Below are 18,538 nucleotides of genomic sequence, written 5' to 3'. Positions count from 1 at the left end.
TGAGTCGGCCGGCAGCGGCTCAGATGCCATATGCGCGGCGCAGCAGCGTGAGCGGATGCGCGAGCGGCGCGGACGGCAGCCCCTTCTCGTCGATGCCCTGCACGATGTGATGGCCGGCCAGCGCGCAATCCGACGACACGAAATCCGGCTGCGGCTCGGCCATCGCCTTGAACACGGGCGCGCCGATCCGCATCGCGTCCGCATGGAATTCCTTCTTCACGCCGAACGTGCCCGCATGGCCCGAGCAGCGCTCGACGACGTTCACGCGCGTATCGGGGACGAGCGACAGCACGTCGGCCGTCTTGCGGCCGATGTTCTGCACGCGCGCATGGCACGGCACGTGATACGACACGGTGCCGAGGCCGGTCGTGAAATCGGTTTTCAGCAGCCCGTCGCGATGCCGCGCGATCACGTATTCGAACGGATCCCAGAATGCGTCGGCCACCGCGCGCACCGCTTCGTCGCCGGGGAACATCAGCGGCAGCTCGCTCTTGTACATCAGCACGCAGCTCGGGATCGCGCCGATCAGCGCATAGCCTTCGCGCGCATAGCGTTCGAGCACGGGCAGGTTCACCTCCTTCTTCGCGGCCACACCGGCAAGGTTGCCCTGCTCCAGCAGCGGCATTCCGCAGCATGCTTCGCGCGTGACGAGCTCGTACGGAATGTCGTTGTGCGCGAGGATCGCGAGCAGGTCGTGGCCGATGCCCGGCTCGTTGAAATTCACGTAGCACGTCGCGTAGATCGCGACCTTGCCGGGCGTGCGTTCGCCGTCGCGCGCGGGCGGGTTGCCGGAGCGCTTCGCGGCGCGCCGGAACTTGCGCGGCGCGAACTCCGGCAGCCACGCGTTGCGATCGACGCCGAGCGCCGCTTCGAGCGCATGGCGCGCGGGCGGCGTGCGGTTCACCGCGTTCACCGTCTGCGTGACGATCGGAATGCCCGCGAAATGGCCGAGCGCATCGGTGTTCGACAGCACCTTGTCGCGCAGCGTCGCTTCGCCGCGCTTGTAGCGCGCCGCCTTGCCGCGCAGCATCAGGTGCGGGAAGTCGACGTTCCATGCATGCGGCGGCACGTACGGGCATTTCGTCATGTAGCAGAGGTCGCACAGATAGCACTGGTCGACCACCTTGCCGAACGCTGCCTTCGGCACTTCGTCGATATCGCCCATCGGCGTGTCGTCGACCAGATCGAACAGCGCGGGAAACGCGCCGCACAGCGACACGCAGCGCCGGCACCCGGCGCAGATGTCGAACACGCGCGTCATTTCCGCATCGATCGCGGCCTGGTCGTAGAACGCATCGGACTGCCAGTCGAGCGGATGCCGGGTCGGGGCTTCGAGACTGCCTTCCTTGTGGGGCATGAGGCGCTCCAGCGTGGCGCGCATGCGCGCGAGCGCGCCGCCCGCGCGCTGCGGGCAGCGATGAACGAACGGCCGGCCGCTTGCCGGTTACACGGTCGTGCCGTGCGGCCTGCGGCGGCCCGTCAGTCGACGAGACTGTCCAGCGCCTTCGTATAGCGGTTCGCGTGGCTGCGTTCGGCCTTCGCGAGCGTCTCGAACCAGTTCGCGATTTCGTCGAAGCCTTCGTCGCGCGCCGTCTTCGCCATGCCCGGATACATGTCGGTGTATTCGTGCGTTTCGCCGGCGATCGCCGATTCGAGATTCAGCCGCGACGAGCCGAACGGCAAGCCCGTTGCCGGATCGCCGACGGCTTCCAGGTATTCGAGGTGGCCGTGCGCATGGCCGGTTTCGCCTTCGGCGGTCGAGCGGAACAGCGCGGCGAGGTCGTTCTGGCCTTCGACGTCAGCCTTCGAAGCGAAATACAGATAGCGTCGATTCGCCTGCGATTCGCCCGCGAATGCGGCCTTCAGGTTCTCTTCGGTTTTGCTGCCCTTGAGGTGAGCCATGTGCGCCTCCGTTCGAGTCGGCGCGGCCGCATGCGAAGCCGGGCCGATCAGATATGTGGGGAACGATGCGTTTGCCTGGGGCGCACGCATCGTGCCTTTTAATCTAGGCGCTGGCGTTCGCATCCCCCAATAGGCTTTTTCAATCCGGGTGATAGTGCCGGGTGTACATCCGGGGATCGTCGGGAGGGAGGGAGGGAGGGAGGGAGGGAGGGATCGGTGCGCGTATGCCGCGCTTACGACGCACGCTTCATGCGTCACGCATCCATCGCACGCTTGAGCAGCAATTCGCGCTCGCGCTCGTTGCGCGTCAGTTCCGCCGCGCGGCGGAACTCGAGCTTCGCCTCGTCGGCACGCCCGAGCTTCGCCAGCAGATCGCCGCGCACGCTCGGCAGCCAGTGATAGCGCGCGAGCGCGGGATCGTCGCGCAGCACGTCGACGAGTTCGAGCGCCGCTGCCGGCCCGAACGCCATTCCCACCGCCACTGCGCGGTTCAGTTCGACGACCGGCGACGGTGCGACTTCGGCGAGCGCGTCGTACAGCGCGACGATCTGCGCCCAGTCCGTTTCCGACGCGTGCCGCGCACGTGCGTGGCAGGCGGCCAGCGCGGCCTGCAGCGCATACGGCCCGCGCACGCCGCCGAGCTTCGTCGCCCGTTCGAGCGCCGCGAGACCGCGCCGGATCAGCAGTTGATCCCAGCGGCTGCGATCCTGATCCAGCAGCAGCACCGGCCGGCCCTGTGCATCGGTGCGCGCATGCATGCGCGATGCCTGCAACTCCATCAGCGCGACGAGGCCGAGCACTTCGCTCTCGTCCGGCGCCAGCCCCGCGAGCACGCGGCCGAGCCGTAGCGCTTCGTCGCACAACGCGGGGCGCATCCAGTCGTCGCCCGCGGTCGCCGCATGGCCTTCGTTGAACACCAGGTAGATCACCTCGAGCACCGACGCGAGCCGCGCGGGCCGCGCATCGGCGGCCGGCACCTCGAACGGCACGTGCGCCGCCGCGAGCGTGCGCTTCGCGCGTACGATCCGCTGCGCGATCGTCGGCTCGGGCGTCAGGAACGCACGTGCGATCTCGCCCGTCGTCAGCCCGCCGAGCAGCCGCAGCGTCAGCGCGACGCGCGCGTCGGTCGACAGCACCGGGTGGCACGACGTGAAGATCAGCCGCAGCAGGTCGTCGCCGATGTCGTCGTCGCTCGCGTCGGCGAGCGCATCGGCGATGTCGGGGACGACATGCGCTTCGAGCGCGTCCATCTCGTGGCCGAGCTGGTCGCGCTTCGCCGCATGAAGCGACTCCTGCCGGACGCGGTCGAGCGCGCGACGCTTCACGGCCGTCATCAGCCAGGCGGCCGGATTGTCGGGCACGCCGTCGACGGGCCAGTGCTCGAGCGCCGCGACGAGCGTGTCCTGCGCCAGCTCCTCGGCCACGCCGACGTCGCGCACCACGCGCGCGGCGCGTGCGATGATCTTCGGCGCCTCGATCCGCCAGACCGCCTCGATCGCACGATGCGTCGCCTCATGCGTCACGACGCCTGCCCCTCGGCGGACGCGTCCAGCGGCATGGCCATCAGTTCCCATGCATGGCCGTCCGGATCGTCGAACCCGTGGCCGTACATGTTCGGGTACTCGCGCGGCGCTTGCGGCGCGGACCCGCCGGCCGCCAGCGCCTTTGCGACGATCGCGTCGACTTCGGCGCGGCTTTCGCACGACAGGCACGACAGGACCTGCACCTGCGTTGCCGGATCGATGATGGTTTTGCCGGTGAACGTCTGGAAAAACGGACGCACGAGCAGCATCGCGAAGATCGTGTCGCTGATCTTGATGCAGGCGGCCTGGTCGTTGGTATAGGCCGGCACGACTTCGAAGCCGAGCGCCTGGTAGAACGCCTTCGAGCGCGGCAGGTCGGCCACGGGCAGGTTGATGAAGACCATCTTGTGCATGTCGGGTGCTCCCGGTGAGGTTGGATTCAGGTGGGCAGTCAATCAGGCGCTGGTACGGCCGACGTGGAGTTCGCGAAACCGCTCGACCGCGTCGCTCGGCGTGAGGTCGTCGAGCTCGAACAGCGGCCGCACCTCGATCTCGCAATCCATCTCGACGCCGAACGGCGCGGGGAACCGGCGTGTCCATTCGAGCGCCTCGTCGCGCGAACGCACCTGGATCAGCGTATAGCCGGCGATCAGTTCCTTCGTTTCGGCAAACGGGCCGTCGACCACCGTGCCCTTGCCGCCCGTATAGCGCACGCGCCAGCCGAGCGCGCTCGGCCGCAGGCCATTCGCGTCGAGCAGCACGCCTGCGTTGGCCAGTTCCTCGTGATAGACGGTCATGGCCTCGACCAGCCGGTTGTCCGGCAACGCGTCGGATTCGCTGACGGCGTTCGCCCGGATCATGATCATGAATCGCATCGTTCACTCCTTGTCGTCGGTGGAAGGAGGCACCCGTTCATCGGCGCCCTATCCGGACGACGGGCGGGATACAGCCGGATCGACGTGCGCCACGCTGAATCAGGGTAAATACCTATCTCCGGCCTTCACAGGAAGCACGGGCCGACTGCGCGTACCTCGACCGTGCACCATTGCGCGGCCGGGCACTGGCGTGCGATCTCGATCGCTTCCTCGCGCGTGTCGACATCGACAAGGAAGAAGCCGCCGACCATCTCCTTCGCCTCCGCGAACGGACCGTCGAGCAGACGCGTTTCGCCGTCGCGCACCTGCACGCGCGTGCCGCGCTCGGAGCGCTCCAGCGACTCGACGCCGCGCAGCACGCCGCGCGCCTTCAGCGTCTCGGCGAAATCGACCATCCGCGCGTAAAGCGCCTGGCCTTCGTCGAGCGTGCGTTCCGCGCGCTGGTCGGTCGGTTCGACGATCAACAGCATGTAAGACATGGACTTCTCCTGTAGGGACGGGGTGCGGCGGCGTTCGCTGCGCGATCGGCGTGCGACACCCGATGCGAAAGCGTAACAGCCGCGGCAGGGTCTGCCTGCATTGTTAGCCATCCGGCACTGGCCGGACGGCCAATTCGGCCGCTTCCTGGCATTTTGCCGTCAAGATGCGCTCCCGAACTGTCGGATTTTCTTCCAGTGGACCGTCCCATGTCACGCTTGCTTCCGCCGCTTGCCGTTGCGCTATCGCTCGCCCTCTCCGTCCGGCCGGCCCCCGCCGCGCTACCGGTCAGCGCCGGCTGCGGCGGCGCGACCTCGGCGATTGCCGACCTCCGCAGCGCTGGCGGCCCGTCGCCGCTGGCCGGGCAAACGACCTCGATCGAAGCCGTCGTCACCGCGGCGTTCGACGGCGCCGACGGCTTCGGCGGCTTCTTCGTCCAGCAGGCCGACGCGCAGCGGCGGAGGCGGCCGGGCGTCCCGGAAGGCCTGTTCGTGTACGCACCGAACGCACGCGCGAGCCCCGGCGATCTCGTGCATCTCACGGGCCGGGTCGACGATAAATACGGCCGCACACAGTTCGTGCTGTCGGGCGGCATCGCCGTCTGCACACGCGGGCAGACGGTCACGCCGGCGACGCTCACGCTGCCGGTCGCCGCGCCGGCCGTGCTGGCCGCGCACGAAGGCATGCGGGTGCGCCTGCCGCAAACGCTGACGGTCAGCGATACGCACGAACTCGGCCGCTACGGCAGCCTCGTTCTCAGCAACGGCCGGCTGCGCATCCCGACCCACGTCGCGCCGCCAGCCGAAGCCGCCGCGCTCGCGGCGGCCAACGCGCGCAACCGCATCGTGCTCGACGACGGCTCGAGCCGCCGCGATCCCGCGACCGTCCGCTATCCGCCGCCCGCGCTGAGCGCCGCCAATACGCTGCGCGCGGGCTACACGGTGCGCGGCGTCGAAGGCGTGCTCGAACTGCGCTACGGCACGTGGCGGCTGCAACCGACAACCGGCACGGCGCCCGTGTTCGACGCCGCCGCGAATCCGCGTACCGATGCGCCGGACCGGCACTCCGCTGCAGACGTGCGCATCGCGTCGTTCAACGTTTTCAACTATTTCAACGGCGACGGCCATGGCGGCGGATTCGACGCGCCGGCCAACCGTGGCGCAAAAACGCACGCCGTCTTCGCGAGGCAGGAAGCGAAGATCGTCACGGCGTTGCGCGCGCTGCGCGCCGACGTGATCGGGCTGATGGAAATCGCGAACAACGGCCACGGCGACGCGAGCGCGGTGCGGCGTCTCGCTGCGCAACTTGGCGACGGCTGGCGCGCTGTCGACCCCGGCACCGCGCGGCTCGGCCGCGACGTGATCGCGGTCGCGCTGCTGTACGACAGTCGCACGGTCGAGCCGGTCGGGCTCGCCGCGACCGTCGCACTCGGCGGCCGGCACCGCCCGCCGCTTGCGCAGACCTTCCGGCGCATCGGCGGCACGCGCGCGTTCACTGTCGCGGTCAATCACCTGAAGTCGAAGAACTGCCCGAACGCGACCGGCTCCGACCTCGACCAGTCCGACGGCCAGGGCTGCTGGAATGCGGCGCGCACGCGAGCGGCCACGCGCATCGCCGACTGGCTCGCCGCTTCGCCGACGGGCGCCGCGGCCGACGGCATGCTGCTGATCGGCGACCTGAACAGCTATGCGAAGGAAGATCCGGTCCGCGCGCTCGAATCGCGCGGCTATGCGAACCTGGTTGCCCGCTTCGTCGGCGATGCTGCGTACAGCTACGTATTTCGCGGCGAAGCCGGTTACCTCGACCACGCGCTGGCCACATCGACACTCGCCGCACGCGTGAAGGCCGTGCACATATGGCACATCAACGCCGACGAACCGGTCGCCCTGCAACCCGTGCCCGATTACAAAACGCGTGTGCACCGGTCGTCTTATTACGCACCCGACGCATACCGCTCGTCGGACCACGATCCCGTCATCATCGATGTCGCGCTTGGCGACAGCGGCGCCGTGCCGGCCTCGGGCATGAACCGTGCTCCCCGACACAGCGTGGACTAGTGCATTTGCATCAACACAAGGCCTGCAACGGCACTATTTACCTGACGACCCTGGCGATGCCATATTTACCTGACATTCGCTTCGTACCGCTGCTCCACACGCCGATTCGCCCGATTGCGAAATTTTTTCAACCGTCGCCCCGCCCCGCGCGACGGGGCTTCGCGGCGATCCTGCCAACGAATTGAAAATTTGTCTCGAAACTCAATTGGGGCAAGTGAATCACATCAATTGCTGGGATTCGTCTTATCTTCAAATTGGCCTGGAATCGAAGGAGGATAAACACCATGGCGCTCACCGACTCGATCGAACACAAACTGGACCGCGGCCTGGCCGACATCCGTCGCACCGGCCGGCGCGTGGGACGCACGACGCGCTCCGCCGCCCGTGATCTGCATGCCGACGTGACCGACGATCTGCGCGGGCTGGTCGACGAACTGGAAGACCTGTTGAAAAACGATGGCGACGGCGATATCGCCGCGCTGCGCAAGCGCGTGCAGTCGAGGCTCGACGAAGCGCGCAGCGCGCTCGACTACGCGTCGGGCAGCGCGGCCGCCCGGCTGCGCGATTCGGCCGAACGCGTGTCGCAGGTCGTGCACGACAACCCGTGGCAGACCGCCGGCGTCGTCGCTGGCCTCGCGTTCGTTGCGGGCCTGCTCCTTGCCCGCCGTTGAACGGGGCTGCCCGCACCGCTGCCCGCACCGTCCGTCCTCAATCAGACAACGAAGGAGAACCGCCATGCAGAAGTCCCTCGCCATGAAAGCCGCTGCCGCCGTGATGCTCGGCAGCCTTGCACTCGCCGGCTGCACGACCACGCCCGACAAACCCGAAACCGCATCGGCCAGCGCGTCGAAGCGCCAGTCGATCGACGCGAGCGTGAACGCGACGCTGTCGCGCCTCTATTCGACGGTGCCGGGTTCGCGTGAGCTCGTCGCGAAATCGCGCGGCGTACTCGTGTTCCCGAACGTGCTGCAGGCCGGTCTCATCATCGGCGGCCAGTCCGGCAACGGCGCGCTGCGCGTCGGCGGCAGCACCGTCGGCTACTACAACACGTCGTCGCTGTCGGTCGGCCTGCAGGCCGGCGCGCAGTCGAAGGCGATCGTGTTCCTGTTCATGACGCAGGATGCGCTTGACTCGTTCCGCAAGTCAGACGGCTGGGCTGCCGGCGCCGACGCATCGGTCGCGGTCGTGAAGGTCGGCGCGAACGGCGCGGTCGACACCACCACGGCCACCGCGCCTGTCGAGGTGCTGGTCCTGACCAACGCAGGCCTGATGGGCGACCTGTCGGTGAACGGCACCAAGGTCACGAAGCTCAATATCTGACGGTACCGCACGCGGCCTTGCGCCGCGTTCGTTTCCCGGCAGCGCCGCGGCCCCGGCCGCGGCGTTTTCGCATGGGTCGCGCGCAGCGGTTATGATGGCGGCACCTTTGCGGGCATACTCCCGATGGGCCGCCCCGCCGCGTGTTCCGCAGCGAACCCGTGACGTTCGCGAGCCGATCGCGCCCGGGGCAACGAGATTCAATCAAACCAAGCATCAATCTGCGCGAATGCCACCCATGGATAGCGGACACGATCACCAAAAATTCTTCTATTTCCTGCTGTTCGCGGTCACCGTCGGCATGTGCGGGATTCTCGCGCCGTTCTCCGGGGCCGTGTTCTGGGGCGCCATTCTCGCGATCCTGTTCCAGCCGGTGCAGCGCTGGCTCGCGGCGCGCTTCGGCAAGCGGCGCAACCTGGCCGCGCTCGTGACGATGACGCTGATCATCCTGATCGTGATCCTGCCGCTCGTGTTCGTCACCGCGACGCTCGTGCAGGAAATCGCATACGTGTACCAGGAAATCAAGACCGCGCAGCCGAACTATTCGCAGTACTTCCAGGACATCATCCACGCGCTGCCGACCTCGATCCAGCGCGTGCTCGCGAAATACGGGCTGACCAACATCCCCGGCATCCAGAAGAAACTGACCGACGGCGCCGCGCAGATCAGCCAGTTCGCCGCGGCCCAGGCGTTCAGCATCGGCCAGAACACGTTCCAGTTCATCGTCAGCTTCGGCGTGATGCTGTACATGGTGTTCTTCCTGCTGCGCGACGGCGGCGAGATCGGCCGCCGCGTACGCCGCGCGCTGCCGCTCGACGAGGAGCACAAGAATCTGCTGCTCGCGAAGTTCACGACGGTCGTGCGCGCGACCGTGAAAGGCAACGTCGCGGTCGCGCTCGTGCAGGGCGCGCTCGGCGGGCTGATCTTCTGGATCCTCGGCATCCAGGGCGTCGTGCTGTGGGGCGCGCTGATGGCGTTCCTGTCGCTGCTGCCCGCGATCGGCGCGAGCCTCGTGTGGATACCGGCCGCGCTCTACTTCCTGGCGATCGGCGAGATCTGGAAATGCGTGATCCTCGTCGCGTTCTGCGTCGGCGTGATCGGTCTCGTCGACAACCTGCTGCGCCCGATCCTCGTCGGCAAGGACACGAAGATGCCCGACTGGGTCGTGCTGATCTCGACGCTCGGCGGGATGGCGCTGTTCGGCATCAACGGCTTCGTGATCGGGCCGCTCGTCGCCGCGCTGTTCATGGCGAGCTGGGACATCTACGCGCGCGCCGAACAGGGCGAATGACGCGGCGCGTGGCCGCGTGCCATACGCCCGGCCGCCACCGCTCCATCCGCACGCACAAGCCCTCCGTCACGGATGGCGAATCCTGATCACGACGGGCGCCACGGCGCCCGTCGCTTCATCCGCCGCGACGGTCATCACGCCGCCATACGGGCCCACGCGATGAACGCGGCCCGACACCAGCGGCACGCTTCGATCGTCGCGCGCATCGCGCCACGTTGCGCGCACGCCGGAATCGGCGTCCAGCGCGAACGGCGCACCGTCGGGCCCGACCAGTGCCACATGAGCACCCGGCAAACGCCGGCCATGCGCATCGAACCGGAGCGTCGCCGCGGCCCCGCCGCCCGCCGCTTCCCGTCCTTCGACAACCGCGCCCGACGGCGCGTCGAACGTCACGTCGTAGAGATCGACGAGCGCGCCGGTAAACCGTACGGTGCCGTCCGACGTGGCCTGCCCCGCCGCCGCCGCATTCGACATCGCCAGCACGACGCCCAGCCCGATCGCCATCATCCGCACGGCGCCGACGCACCGCACCGTTCGATTGCGCATCGCTGCCGATGCCGCCCGCTTCGCGTTGTTCCGCATGTTCCCTCTCCTCTGCCGCGTGACCAGAAAAAAGGCGGCGTGACGCGTCGGTCACGCCGCCTGTTCACTGGCGATCACTTTAGGGAGAGAGGCCGGGACAATATATGGGACAAGTCCGAAACTGAGAGCCGTTTGATCGAACTCATCGCGCTCGACAACACCTGACGGCAACGCGCGACCGATATCGCGCGCCGCGCCGCAAGCCGGTCACGCGTCCGGATCGACACGCAGCACGAGCTTGCCTCGATGATCGCCGTCGAACAGGCGATTCAGCACGTCGGGCGCGTTTTCGAGACCGTCGGCAACAGTTTCCTCGGCCTTGAGCCGACCGTCGCGCAACCAGCCCGCGAGCGTCTGCACGGCTTCGCGGCTCTTGCGGTAGTCGAGGATCAGGAAGCCGCGCATCGTCAGCCGCTTCGAGATCAGCACGCCGACGTCGTCGGCCGCGCGGCCGCTGTTGTAGTTCGAGATCACGCCGCACAGCGCGACGCGCCCGCCGATCACCATCCGCGACAACACCGCGCGCATCACCTCGCCGCCGACGTTCTCGAAGTTCACGTGCACGCCGTCCGGCGTCGCCGCCTTCAGTTGCTGACGGAAATCGTCGGCCTTGTAGTCGACGGCCGCGTCGAAGCCGAGCGTCTCGGTCAGGTAGCGGCACTTGTCGGCGCCGCCCGCAATGCCGACCACATGCGCGCCGTGGATCTTGCCGATCTGCCCGGCGATCGAGCCGACCGACCCGGCCGCCGCCGACACGACGAGCGTCTCGCCGGGCTGCACCGGCGCGATGTCGGTCAGCCCGTAATACGCGGTCAGCCCGCTCATCCCGCACGCGCCGAGCAGCGTCGGCAGCGGCAGGCCCGACTGCGCGGGCAGCTTCACGAGCTGCGCGGCCTGGTCGGCCGGCACGGCCGCATAGTCCTGCCAGCCGACGAGCCCCTGCACGAGATCGCCTTCCGCGAAACCGGCATGGCGCGACGCGACCACGCGCCCGATGCCGAGCGCGCGCATCACCTCGCCGATCGCGACGGGCGGCAGGTACTGCGGCACGTCGCTCATCCACACGCGGTTGGTCGGGTCCATCGACAGGTACAGCACGCGCACGAGCACCTCGCCGTCCGCGAGCGGCGGCACCGGCGTCTCGACGAGCGAGAAGTGTTCGCGGCCGACCCGCCCTTCCGGGCGCGTCTTCAGCAGCAGTTGGCGATTCACGGGTGTCGACACGATGTTCTCCTCCGGTAATTGCGGTACGGGATGCGGGATGCGCGTCAGACCGCGCACATGCCGCCGTCGATCACGAGTTCGGCGGCCGTCACGAAGCGGCTTTCGTCGGATGCGAGATACACGGCCGCATGCGCGACGTCGTCCGGCTCGCCGAGCCGGCGCAGCGGAATGCCACGCGCGAGCTTGCGCGTCGCATCGCGTTCGCCGAGCGTCTGGAACAGCGGTTCGACGATCCCCGTGCGGATGAACGCCGGGTGAATCGAGTTGCAGCGCACGTCGAGCTCGCGGCGTGCGCAATCGATCGCGACCGATTTCGTCAGCGACGCGACCGCCGCCTTCGATGCGTTGTACGCGGTGAAATCCGGCTCGACCTTGAACGCGGCGACCGACGAGATGTTGATGATCGATGCGGGATGGCTCGCGCCCAGGTACGACAGCGCATGCTTGCAGCCGAGCACGATGCTCTCGACGTTGATCGCCATCACGCGCCGCCATTCGTCCAGTTCGATTTGCGCGGGCGAGCCGATCGAGCCGACGCCCGCATTGTTGACGAGCACCGACAGCCCGCCCATCGCATCGTTCGCCTGCGCGAGCAGCGCCTGCCAGCGCGCTTCGTCTCGCACGTCCTGCGTCGCGGCGAACGCGACCGGCGTCGCGTGGCCCGCGTTGAGTTCCTGCGCGAACGCGTCGAGCACCGCCGCTTCGGCGATGTCGGTCAAGAACACGCGCGCGCCCTGCTCGACCATCCGGCGCGCGATCGCGCGGCCGAGGCCGCCCGCGGCGCCCGTGATGTATGCGCACTTGCCGGCGAGGCGCGAAGAAACGACTGTCATGTGAGCTGCTCCTGTCGTGAATCGTCGTCGCGGCATGCTGCCGCGACGGGTTTTCCGTGCGTGTCGCGGCCGACGCATGCCGGTCGACGGCGCGTCGGCTTCATAAGGTGCCGCACGGTTTCCGCGAGTATATCGAGACGAGCGTGACGCGCGCCGGGCAGCCGGCCGCGGTCGAACGACAGCCAGCGTACGCGAATGACGCCAATCGATGAAATGAATAATCGTTATGCCCGGTCATAGATTCCGCTCATGACCGTCGTGCGGCTGCGCCAATGCGCAAAGCGGCACGGCCGATCCCGTGGACCGGCCGGTTCGTTGATTCCGGGAATGACGGACGATGCGTACCGCGACAGACAGGGAACGATCGGGAAGAGGAATCGCGCAATCACCGGGCGATCGCCGGCGGCAACCTCGGGGCACCGGAACACCGAAACACCGGGCTGCCGCAACCGGCAACCGTCAGAATCCGTCGCCCGACGGCGCGCGCACGAACGCGCAGAGTTGCGGCGAATGCGTATCGATCATCTGCTGGAACGGCGCACGGTTCCCGTAAGCGATGCCCGACACGAGCAGCAGGCAGACGGCCGCGATGCGCGGCGAGAACGCGCGCTGCCGCGCGCCGTCGTAGCCGCGCAGGAACATCAGCGCGACCAGCGCGCCGAGCATCCAGCCGACGACGACTTCCGGAATCGTGTGCGAGTGATCGAACACGCGCGCGACGGCCGTAACCGCGCCGACGGCCAGCCCGGCCGCAATGCCGGGCGCCTTGCCCGGCCGGAACGCCTGCCACAGCATCGACAGCGCGACCGTCCATACCGACGTCGACAGCATCGTATGGCCGCTGATCACGCGGAAATCGAATTGGGGAATCTCGATGCCGCACCCGGCATACAGGATCTTGGTTGCGCCGACGAGGCCCATGCCGGCGGCCAGCAGTACGACCCAGCGCACGGCGACGCGCCGGTCGGTCAGCGCCAGCCACGCCGCGCAGGCCAGCGCGATCGGCAAGGTCAGCGCGGCATCGCCGATGTTGCTGATTTCACTCCACATAACGGACTTCGGACGACGATCGAAAGGCCGCAGTTTACCGCATGCGCGCAGCGCGTCTGTGTCAGCCTGTGACAGGCTGTATCAGCCCGCGACACCGGTGATCAGCAGCAGGTTCGTGCCGGTGATGACGACGAACAGCGCCCACGCGGCGACCTGCATCCCGCGCCCGATCGTGTGCTCGCCCATCACGCCGCGATCGCTGACCGACCGGATCAGCGGCCACATCGCGAACGGCAGCTGCAAGCTCAGCAGCACCTGGCTCCAGACGAGCAGTTGCCCGACCGACCCGTCGCCGAGCCACAGCACGCCGATCAGCGCCGGCACGAGCGCGAGCCCGCGCGTGATCAGCCTGCGCTGGTAGCACGGGATCTTCGTATGCAGGAAGCCGTCCATGATCACCTGGCCGGCGATCGTGCCGGTCAGCGTCGAGCTTTGCCCCGACGCGAGCAGCGCGATGCCGAACAGCAGTGCGGCAGCGCCGCCCGCGATCGGCGTAATCAGCTTGTAGGCCTGCTCGATGTCGGTCACGTTGTGCTGGCCCGTCGCATGGAATGCCGCGCCCGCGACGATCAGGATCGCCGCATTGACGAGCATCGCGACGAACAGCGACACGCAGGTATCGATGCGCACCAGCGCGAGCGTGTCGCGGACCACGCCGCGCGCGCCGCCGACGACATGCCGCGTCTGCACGACCGACGAATGCAGATACAGGTTGTGCGGCATGATCGTCGCGCCGACGATGCCGAGCGCGAGCACGATCGCGTCCTTGCGGTCGTGGCCCGGATCGCCGGGCACGAGCCCACCGACCACCGCGTGCCAGTCGGGCGGCGTGATCGCGACCTGCGCGACGAAGCAGAACGCCATCGTCGCGATCAGCCCGAGCACGATCGCCTCGATCTGCCGGAACCCCTTGCCCTGCAGGCCGAGCACGATCATCGTGTCGAGCGCGGTCAGCACGATCCCCCACGCGAGCGGCACGCCGAGCAGCAGCTTGAACGCAAGCGCGCAGCCGAGGACTTCCGCGATGTCGCACGCGATGATCGACACCTCGGCGGTGACCCACTGCACGATGCGGCCGAACCGGCCGTAGCGTTCGTAGCTGGCCTGCGCGAGATCCCTGCCCGCGACGAGGCCGAGCCGCGCCGCGAGCATCTGCAGGAAGATCGCCGCGAGGCTCGAGAACGCGACGACCCACAGCAGCGAATAGCCGAACTGCGAGCCGGCCTGGATGTCGGTCGCCCAGTTGCCGGGATCCATGTAGCCGATCGCGACGAGCAGGCCGGGGCCGAAAAAGCGCTTGAGCTTCTGCCAGCGCGGCGCGCCGGCGTCGATCGTGATGCTGCCCTTTACTTCCGACGGGCAGAAAGGGGCGGTGGCGGTAGTGGGGAGGAAGGGCATGTAAACCGGGAATCGAGATCGCGACAGGACGATTCTACGGGTATCCGTCCCGTTTTCTCCTGCACGCCGGCATACGCGGCGCAACTCGCCCCTCCGCCCTCGCACAACGCGGCTGCAGGTCGGTCGTCCGCATCGCACGACGCGGCATCGTGGCCAAGGATCTTTTCCCGCTCGGCGACGCGAAATTCGGTCGGCGACATCAGCAGGCGCTGGCGAAACAGCTTCGCGAGCCGCTCGCCGCTGCCGAACCCCGTGCGGCGCGCGACCTTGTCGGCCGGCAGCGTCGTATGGATCAGCATGTGGCACGCGCGCTCGAGCCGCACATGCTGGACGAACGCGGTCGGCGTCACGCCGATCTCCTTCTTGAAGCGCCGCAGGAAATTGCGCTCGCTCATCGCGGCGGCCTGTGCGGCGTTCGCGATCGATATGCGGTTCACGCTCAACGCGCGCAGCCGCTGCGCCGACATCCGGATCGACGGGCTCGCGCTCAGTTCACGAAACGCCCACATCGACTGTGCATAGCGCTGCTCGACTGGCCGCAGCATGTTGCTGGCGATCTCCTGCGCGGCGCTGTCGCCGAGATCGGCGCGGAACATGTCGAGCGCGGCCGCGAACACGTCGGTCTCGCCTGCCTGCAGTTCGACCGTCGCGTCGGCACGGCGCCCGGCTTTGCCGGGCGACACGTGGATCGCCGCCGACGGCCGCTGCGTGGCCGCGAGCCCGGGCAGGTCCATCGCATCGACAATCCAGCGCGCGTGCCGGCGAATGTCGGTCAGGCGCCGCTGCAACGCATCGTTCCAGTTGACGGCCGCGCGGTCGCCGTGAAGATGAAAGAACGCGAGCGCACGGCGACCGTGCTCGTCGCCGAGCGGATCGGCCGCGATGCTCACGCCGGACGACGACTGCAACAGTCCCCCGCTTTCGGATACGTACTTCAACTGGTAATCCGCACTGAGCGCATGCAGGCGATTCGCCAGGTTGAAAGCCTCGCCGAGACGCGCGGCCTGGGCCAACGAAAACCCCGTACTCAAATAGATAACGACCCACCTCTGATCTGCTGCATTCACTGGCCAAGCCCCCGACTTGTTTCGACTTCTTCTAATACCGTCGAACTGTCAGGCTTATATTTGGTTTGAATGCGTGCGACAGGACGGCTATCCCGAAATATGAAGCGACGGCATCTTAGCCGAACGGGTAGCGCCTTTGGCACGAAATGGCCGACGTGGACAGCATGATGGCGGATTACTACAGGCTGTTGCGAGTCGATGGTATGCCCGCACGGAATCGCACCTGTCGATACAGCCGATCGGTGCGGTCGTCGTGCGTCACGATGTGCGCATTTCGTTTCGTTGTGTTGCGTTGCGCATCGGACGAAGCTGCGGTCGCGTACCGGTCCGAACGGCCCCGACATGCATCGAACGCCGTCGATCGCCGCGCATGAAAGCCCGCGCATCCGTTGCCTGCTCATCCTTTAGAATCGATCCACCGTTCATCACGCCGCCCGCGCCCCGTGCCCGCCGATCACCGTCTCGACCTGAACCTGTTTCGCGTGCTCGACGCCGTCTACGTGCACGGCGGTATCGGCGCAGCCGCCCGCGCGCTGCATCTCACGCAGCCCGCGGTTACGCACTCACTCAACCGGCTGCGTGCGCATTTCGACGATCCGCTGTTCGTGCGCCAGGGCAACCGCGTCGTGCCGACCGAGCGCACGCGGTCGATCATCGCGGACGTGCAGTTGCACTTGAAGGGCCTGCAAGGCACCGTGCGCGATCCATCGGCATTCGATCCCGCGACGCTCGACCTGAGCATCGCGGTCGGCATTCGCGACGTGCTCGAATCGATCGCGCTGCCGCGGATCGTCGCCGCGTTCGCCGACGAAGCGCCGGGCCTGCGGCTCGTGAGCCGCCGCATCGCAGTGCCCGACATCGAGCGCGAACTCGCATCGGGCAATCTCGATCTCGCGGTCGACCGTCGCGTGCAGACGAGCCCGCGCATCGCCACCGAACACCTGCTCGACGATTCGCTCGTCGTCGCGCTGCGCCGCGATCATCCGCTCGCGCGCGATCCGCTGCGGCGCGGCGACTATTTCGCGGCGCGGCATATCGCGGTGTCGTCGTTCGGCGAACCGCAATCGCTCGACGTATTGCTCGGCAGCGACGGGCGCTTCCGCGATATCCGGCTCACCTGCCAGCACTATTTCGCCGCATGCCAGATCGCCGCGACCGGCGACCTGCTGGTCACGCTGCCGCACACCTATGCGCTGCGGATGGCCGCACTGCTGCCGATCGTCGTGCGGCCGCTGCCGCTGCGGCTCAAGCCGTTCCCGCTGCTCGCGTACTGGCACGAATCGCGCGACACCGATCGCGCGCACCAGTGGGTGCGCGAGCGCATCGCCGCGCTCGTGCGCAGCAGCGCGGGCAGCGCCGGCGCGTAACCACGCTGCGTACGCCGTTACGATCGAAACGGTATGCTGACGGATTCGCGCCGACATGCGGCGCCCGCTTCCTTTTTCCCGCTTACCGGAGACTTGCCATGTCGCTCATCCATGCCGCCGCCGTCCTCGATGCCGACGCGCCCGACTACGTCGTCCAGCTGCAGGCCGGCACGCACGCGCTGACCGGCGACGAGGCGCCGCGCGAAGGCGGCCAGGATCGCGGGCCGGCACCGTACGAGTTCGTGCTTGCCGGTCTCGCACAATGCACGGCCGCGACGCTGCGCATGGTCATGCAGCGCAAGTCGTGGCCGGCCGCACGCATCGACGTGCGCACCGAGTTGCATGCCGATCGCGAAGGCGTGCAATACGTGCGCCGCGTCGTGACGCTCGACGGCCCGCTCGACGACGCGCAACGCCAGCGCCTCGCCGAGATCTGCGAGAAGACGCCGGTGACGCAGTTCATCAAGCGCGGCACGCGGATCGAGACGACGTTGAAGTGACGTGCGCGGCGAGCGGCGCGCGGCACACCATCACCGCCTGAAAAACAAAACGGGCGGGCCGCGCACGATGCGCAGCCCGCCCGTCCATCGATACAACCAGGCGCTTACAGTCCGAGCGCGGACAGGTCCAGCTTGCCGTCCTTCATCGGCGGGCACCAGAAATACGCGCCTGTCAGCGGCCGCGTGAAGCGGAACAGGCCGTCGACGATCCCGTCGTCCGCGCCGCTCATGCGGCGCATCTGCACGTCGAACGCGCGAAACGAGCAGCCGAACGCAACGAAGTAGAGGCCCGCGCGGCGCGCGTCCGACCACGGCGACGAACGGCGCAGCATGAACGCCTCCGGCTCGAAGCTTTCCTGCGCGGTGCGCTTCACGTGCGCGAACTCGGGCGCGTCGTCGAGTTCCTCGTTGTCCGAGCGGCGGCGCCCGATGATGTTGTCCATGTCGCCCGACGGAATGCGCTCCATCTGGTCGAAGTCGTGCAGCCACTGCTGGACCGCGACGAAGCTCGAACCGTCGAGCCCCGCGCCCTGCCCCGCCACGATCGCCGCGTCGAGCGCGTCGTCGCCGGTCGGGTTCTCGGTGCCGTCCTCGTAGCCGGACAGGTCGCGATCGTTCGAATAGCGGAAGCCGTCGACGGCGTCCTGCAGCGCGAACGCCGGCGCCAGCACGCGTTCGATCGCCCGCGCGCGCAGCACGATCTCGCCACGATCGTCGGCGCGCAGCCAGACCCACACGTCGGCCGGCGTCGCCGGCAGCGTGCGGTCCTTCACCACGAACGCCGGGTAGTCGGTCAGGCCCGGAACCGGGCGCCCGAGGTGCGCCGCCAGCGCCTGTCCGAAACCGACGACCGTGTCGCGTCCATCGACGATCTCGCGCAGCGCGGCCAGCGCCGCCGCTACATTGCCGTCATTCGAAATCGTGAAAGTGAGGTATCGGGCCGCCGTGTCGATCGGAGCCAGAATGCCTTGCTGAACGTCGCTCATCGTTTCCTCAGGAGTGTATCGGGGGTGATTCTGCGAGGGCCGCAACGGGCGGCCGCTCGTCGTGCCGGGCCGCGCCGGGACGCACGCAC

General features: G+C 67.9%; 19 protein-coding genes. 6 read left to right on the top strand and 13 right to left on the bottom strand.

Features of this window, described 5'->3' with window-relative positions; genetic code table 11:
- Positions 1-19: 19 nt before the first annotated feature.
- From BT264_RS17825 to BT264_RS17800, 6 genes are all read right to left on the bottom strand, one after another.
- Positions 20-1,357, bottom strand: coding sequence for a heterodisulfide reductase-related iron-sulfur binding cluster (locus BT264_RS17825; RefSeq protein ID WP_072439501.1), 1,338 nt, complete (start codon positions 1,355-1,357; stop codon positions 20-22).
- A gap of 122 nt (positions 1,358-1,479) precedes the next feature.
- Positions 1,480-1,902, bottom strand: coding sequence for a rubrerythrin family protein (locus tag BT264_RS17820; RefSeq protein ID WP_034185149.1), 423 nt, complete (start codon positions 1,900-1,902; stop codon positions 1,480-1,482).
- A 254-nt stretch (positions 1,903-2,156) separates the two neighbouring features.
- Complete coding sequence (locus BT264_RS17815; RefSeq protein ID WP_072439337.1) at positions 2,157-3,425, bottom strand: RNA polymerase sigma factor; 1,269 nt, start codon at positions 3,423-3,425, stop codon at positions 2,157-2,159.
- Positions 3,422-3,838, bottom strand: a complete 417-nt coding sequence (locus BT264_RS17810) for a VOC family protein (RefSeq protein ID WP_072439335.1) — start codon at positions 3,836-3,838, stop codon at positions 3,422-3,424. Before BT264_RS17810 ends, BT264_RS17815 begins: the two co-directional genes overlap by 4 nt.
- Positions 3,839-3,880: 42 nt before the next feature.
- Positions 3,881-4,300, bottom strand: a complete 420-nt coding sequence (locus tag BT264_RS17805) for a YciI family protein (RefSeq protein WP_072439332.1) — start codon at positions 4,298-4,300, stop codon at positions 3,881-3,883.
- A gap of 125 nt (positions 4,301-4,425) precedes the next feature.
- Positions 4,426-4,779 (bottom strand): YciI family protein, encoded by a 354-nt coding sequence (locus tag BT264_RS17800; protein ID WP_034185206.1) that lies wholly within the window; start codon positions 4,777-4,779, stop codon positions 4,426-4,428.
- A 207-nt stretch (positions 4,780-4,986) separates the two neighbouring features.
- On the opposite strand from BT264_RS17800, the gene BT264_RS17795 reads away from it, so the two are divergent.
- From BT264_RS17795 to BT264_RS17780, 4 genes are all read left to right on the top strand, one after another.
- Positions 4,987-6,834: an ExeM/NucH family extracellular endonuclease gene (locus BT264_RS17795; RefSeq protein WP_072439330.1), complete on the top strand. Its 1,848-nt coding sequence runs from the start codon at positions 4,987-4,989 to the stop codon at positions 6,832-6,834.
- A gap of 284 nt (positions 6,835-7,118) precedes the next feature.
- Positions 7,119-7,505 (top strand): ElaB/YgaM/YqjD family protein, encoded by a 387-nt coding sequence (locus tag BT264_RS17790; RefSeq protein ID WP_072439328.1) that lies wholly within the window; start codon positions 7,119-7,121, stop codon positions 7,503-7,505.
- A 64-nt stretch (positions 7,506-7,569) separates the two neighbouring features.
- The gene (locus BT264_RS17785) at positions 7,570-8,154 is read left to right on the top strand and encodes a BPSL1445 family SYLF domain-containing lipoprotein (protein ID WP_072439326.1); all 585 of its coding nucleotides are present in this window, start codon (positions 7,570-7,572) and stop codon (positions 8,152-8,154) included.
- Positions 8,155-8,389: 235 nt separating this feature from the next.
- Entirely contained in the window at positions 8,390-9,442 is a 1,053-nt protein-coding gene (locus tag BT264_RS17780) for an AI-2E family transporter (protein ID WP_072439324.1), read from the top strand.
- A 66-nt stretch (positions 9,443-9,508) separates the two neighbouring features.
- Here the strand turns inward: BT264_RS17780 and BT264_RS17775 are convergent, their stop codons facing one another.
- The 6 genes from BT264_RS17775 to BT264_RS17750 form a co-directional block, all read right to left on the bottom strand.
- Positions 9,509-10,024 (bottom strand): thioesterase, encoded by a 516-nt coding sequence (locus BT264_RS17775; protein ID WP_072439322.1) that lies wholly within the window; start codon positions 10,022-10,024, stop codon positions 9,509-9,511.
- 207 nt (positions 10,025-10,231) lie between these two features.
- Complete coding sequence (locus tag BT264_RS17770) at positions 10,232-11,248, bottom strand: NADP-dependent oxidoreductase (protein ID WP_072439499.1); 1,017 nt, start codon at positions 11,246-11,248, stop codon at positions 10,232-10,234.
- A 44-nt stretch (positions 11,249-11,292) separates the two neighbouring features.
- Positions 11,293-12,081, bottom strand: a complete 789-nt coding sequence (locus BT264_RS17765; protein WP_072439320.1) for an SDR family oxidoreductase — start codon at positions 12,079-12,081, stop codon at positions 11,293-11,295.
- A 459-nt stretch (positions 12,082-12,540) separates the two neighbouring features.
- Entirely contained in the window at positions 12,541-13,131 is a 591-nt protein-coding gene (locus tag BT264_RS17760; protein ID WP_072439318.1) for a phosphatase PAP2 family protein, read from the bottom strand.
- An 81-nt stretch (positions 13,132-13,212) separates the two neighbouring features.
- Positions 13,213-14,529, bottom strand: a complete 1,317-nt coding sequence (locus BT264_RS17755) for an Nramp family divalent metal transporter (protein ID WP_072439316.1) — start codon at positions 14,527-14,529, stop codon at positions 13,213-13,215.
- Entirely contained in the window at positions 14,478-15,542 is a 1,065-nt protein-coding gene (locus tag BT264_RS17750; protein WP_083534082.1) for a helix-turn-helix domain-containing protein, read from the bottom strand. Before BT264_RS17750 ends, BT264_RS17755 begins: the two co-directional genes overlap by 52 nt.
- A 497-nt stretch (positions 15,543-16,039) precedes the next feature.
- Between BT264_RS17750 and BT264_RS17745 the strand changes: the two genes are divergently transcribed.
- Together BT264_RS17745 and BT264_RS17740 are read left to right on the top strand one after the other, a co-directional pair.
- Entirely contained in the window at positions 16,040-16,963 is a 924-nt protein-coding gene (locus tag BT264_RS17745; protein ID WP_072439312.1) for a LysR family transcriptional regulator, read from the top strand.
- A gap of 98 nt (positions 16,964-17,061) precedes the next feature.
- On the top strand, positions 17,062-17,463 hold the full coding sequence (locus tag BT264_RS17740) for an OsmC family protein (RefSeq protein WP_072439310.1): 402 nt from the start codon (positions 17,062-17,064) through the stop codon (positions 17,461-17,463).
- A 104-nt stretch (positions 17,464-17,567) separates the two neighbouring features.
- On the opposite strand, the gene BT264_RS17735 is transcribed toward BT264_RS17740, so the two are convergent.
- Positions 17,568-18,449 carry a Dyp-type peroxidase gene (locus BT264_RS17735; RefSeq protein WP_072439308.1) on the bottom strand — a complete coding sequence of 294 codons (882 nt, stop codon included), beginning with the start codon at positions 18,447-18,449 and terminating at the stop codon, positions 17,568-17,570.
- Positions 18,450-18,538: the final 89 nt, after the last annotated feature.

The organism is Burkholderia sp. NFPP32 (assembly GCF_900119325.1).
Taxonomy (GTDB): domain Bacteria; phylum Pseudomonadota; class Gammaproteobacteria; order Burkholderiales; family Burkholderiaceae; genus Burkholderia; species Burkholderia pyrrocinia_C.
This window is presented reverse-complemented; position numbering and strand designations above follow the sequence as displayed.

What these genes read in the sequence shown, in the direction of transcription:
- BT264_RS17825 (WP_072439501.1), bottom strand. Translation starts at nt 1,357, where the DNA reads ATGCCCCACAAGGAAGGCAGTCTCGAAGCCCCGACCCGGCATCCGCTC.
- BT264_RS17820 (WP_034185149.1), bottom strand. Translation starts at nt 1,902, where the DNA reads ATGGCTCACCTCAAGGGCAGCAAAACCGAAGAGAACCTGAAGGCCGCA.
- BT264_RS17810 (WP_072439335.1), bottom strand. Translation starts at nt 3,838, where the DNA reads ATGCACAAGATGGTCTTCATCAACCTGCCCGTGGCCGACCTGCCGCGC.
- BT264_RS17805 (WP_072439332.1), bottom strand. Translation starts at nt 4,300, where the DNA reads ATGCGATTCATGATCATGATCCGGGCGAACGCCGTCAGCGAATCCGAC.
- BT264_RS17800 (WP_034185206.1), bottom strand. Translation starts at nt 4,779, where the DNA reads ATGTCTTACATGCTGTTGATCGTCGAACCGACCGACCAGCGCGCGGAA.
- BT264_RS17795 (WP_072439330.1), top strand. Translation starts at nt 4,987, where the DNA reads ATGTCACGCTTGCTTCCGCCGCTTGCCGTTGCGCTATCGCTCGCCCTC.
- BT264_RS17790 (WP_072439328.1), top strand. Translation starts at nt 7,119, where the DNA reads ATGGCGCTCACCGACTCGATCGAACACAAACTGGACCGCGGCCTGGCC.
- BT264_RS17785 (WP_072439326.1), top strand. Translation starts at nt 7,570, where the DNA reads ATGCAGAAGTCCCTCGCCATGAAAGCCGCTGCCGCCGTGATGCTCGGC.
- BT264_RS17780 (WP_072439324.1), top strand. Translation starts at nt 8,390, where the DNA reads ATGGATAGCGGACACGATCACCAAAAATTCTTCTATTTCCTGCTGTTC.
- BT264_RS17775 (WP_072439322.1), bottom strand. Translation starts at nt 10,024, where the DNA reads ATGCGGAACAACGCGAAGCGGGCGGCATCGGCAGCGATGCGCAATCGA.
- BT264_RS17765 (WP_072439320.1), bottom strand. Translation starts at nt 12,081, where the DNA reads ATGACAGTCGTTTCTTCGCGCCTCGCCGGCAAGTGCGCATACATCACG.
- BT264_RS17760 (WP_072439318.1), bottom strand. Translation starts at nt 13,131, where the DNA reads ATGTGGAGTGAAATCAGCAACATCGGCGATGCCGCGCTGACCTTGCCG.
- BT264_RS17755 (WP_072439316.1), bottom strand. Translation starts at nt 14,529, where the DNA reads ATGCCCTTCCTCCCCACTACCGCCACCGCCCCTTTCTGCCCGTCGGAA.
- BT264_RS17740 (WP_072439310.1), top strand. Translation starts at nt 17,062, where the DNA reads ATGTCGCTCATCCATGCCGCCGCCGTCCTCGATGCCGACGCGCCCGAC.
- BT264_RS17735 (WP_072439308.1), bottom strand. Translation starts at nt 18,449, where the DNA reads ATGAGCGACGTTCAGCAAGGCATTCTGGCTCCGATCGACACGGCGGCC.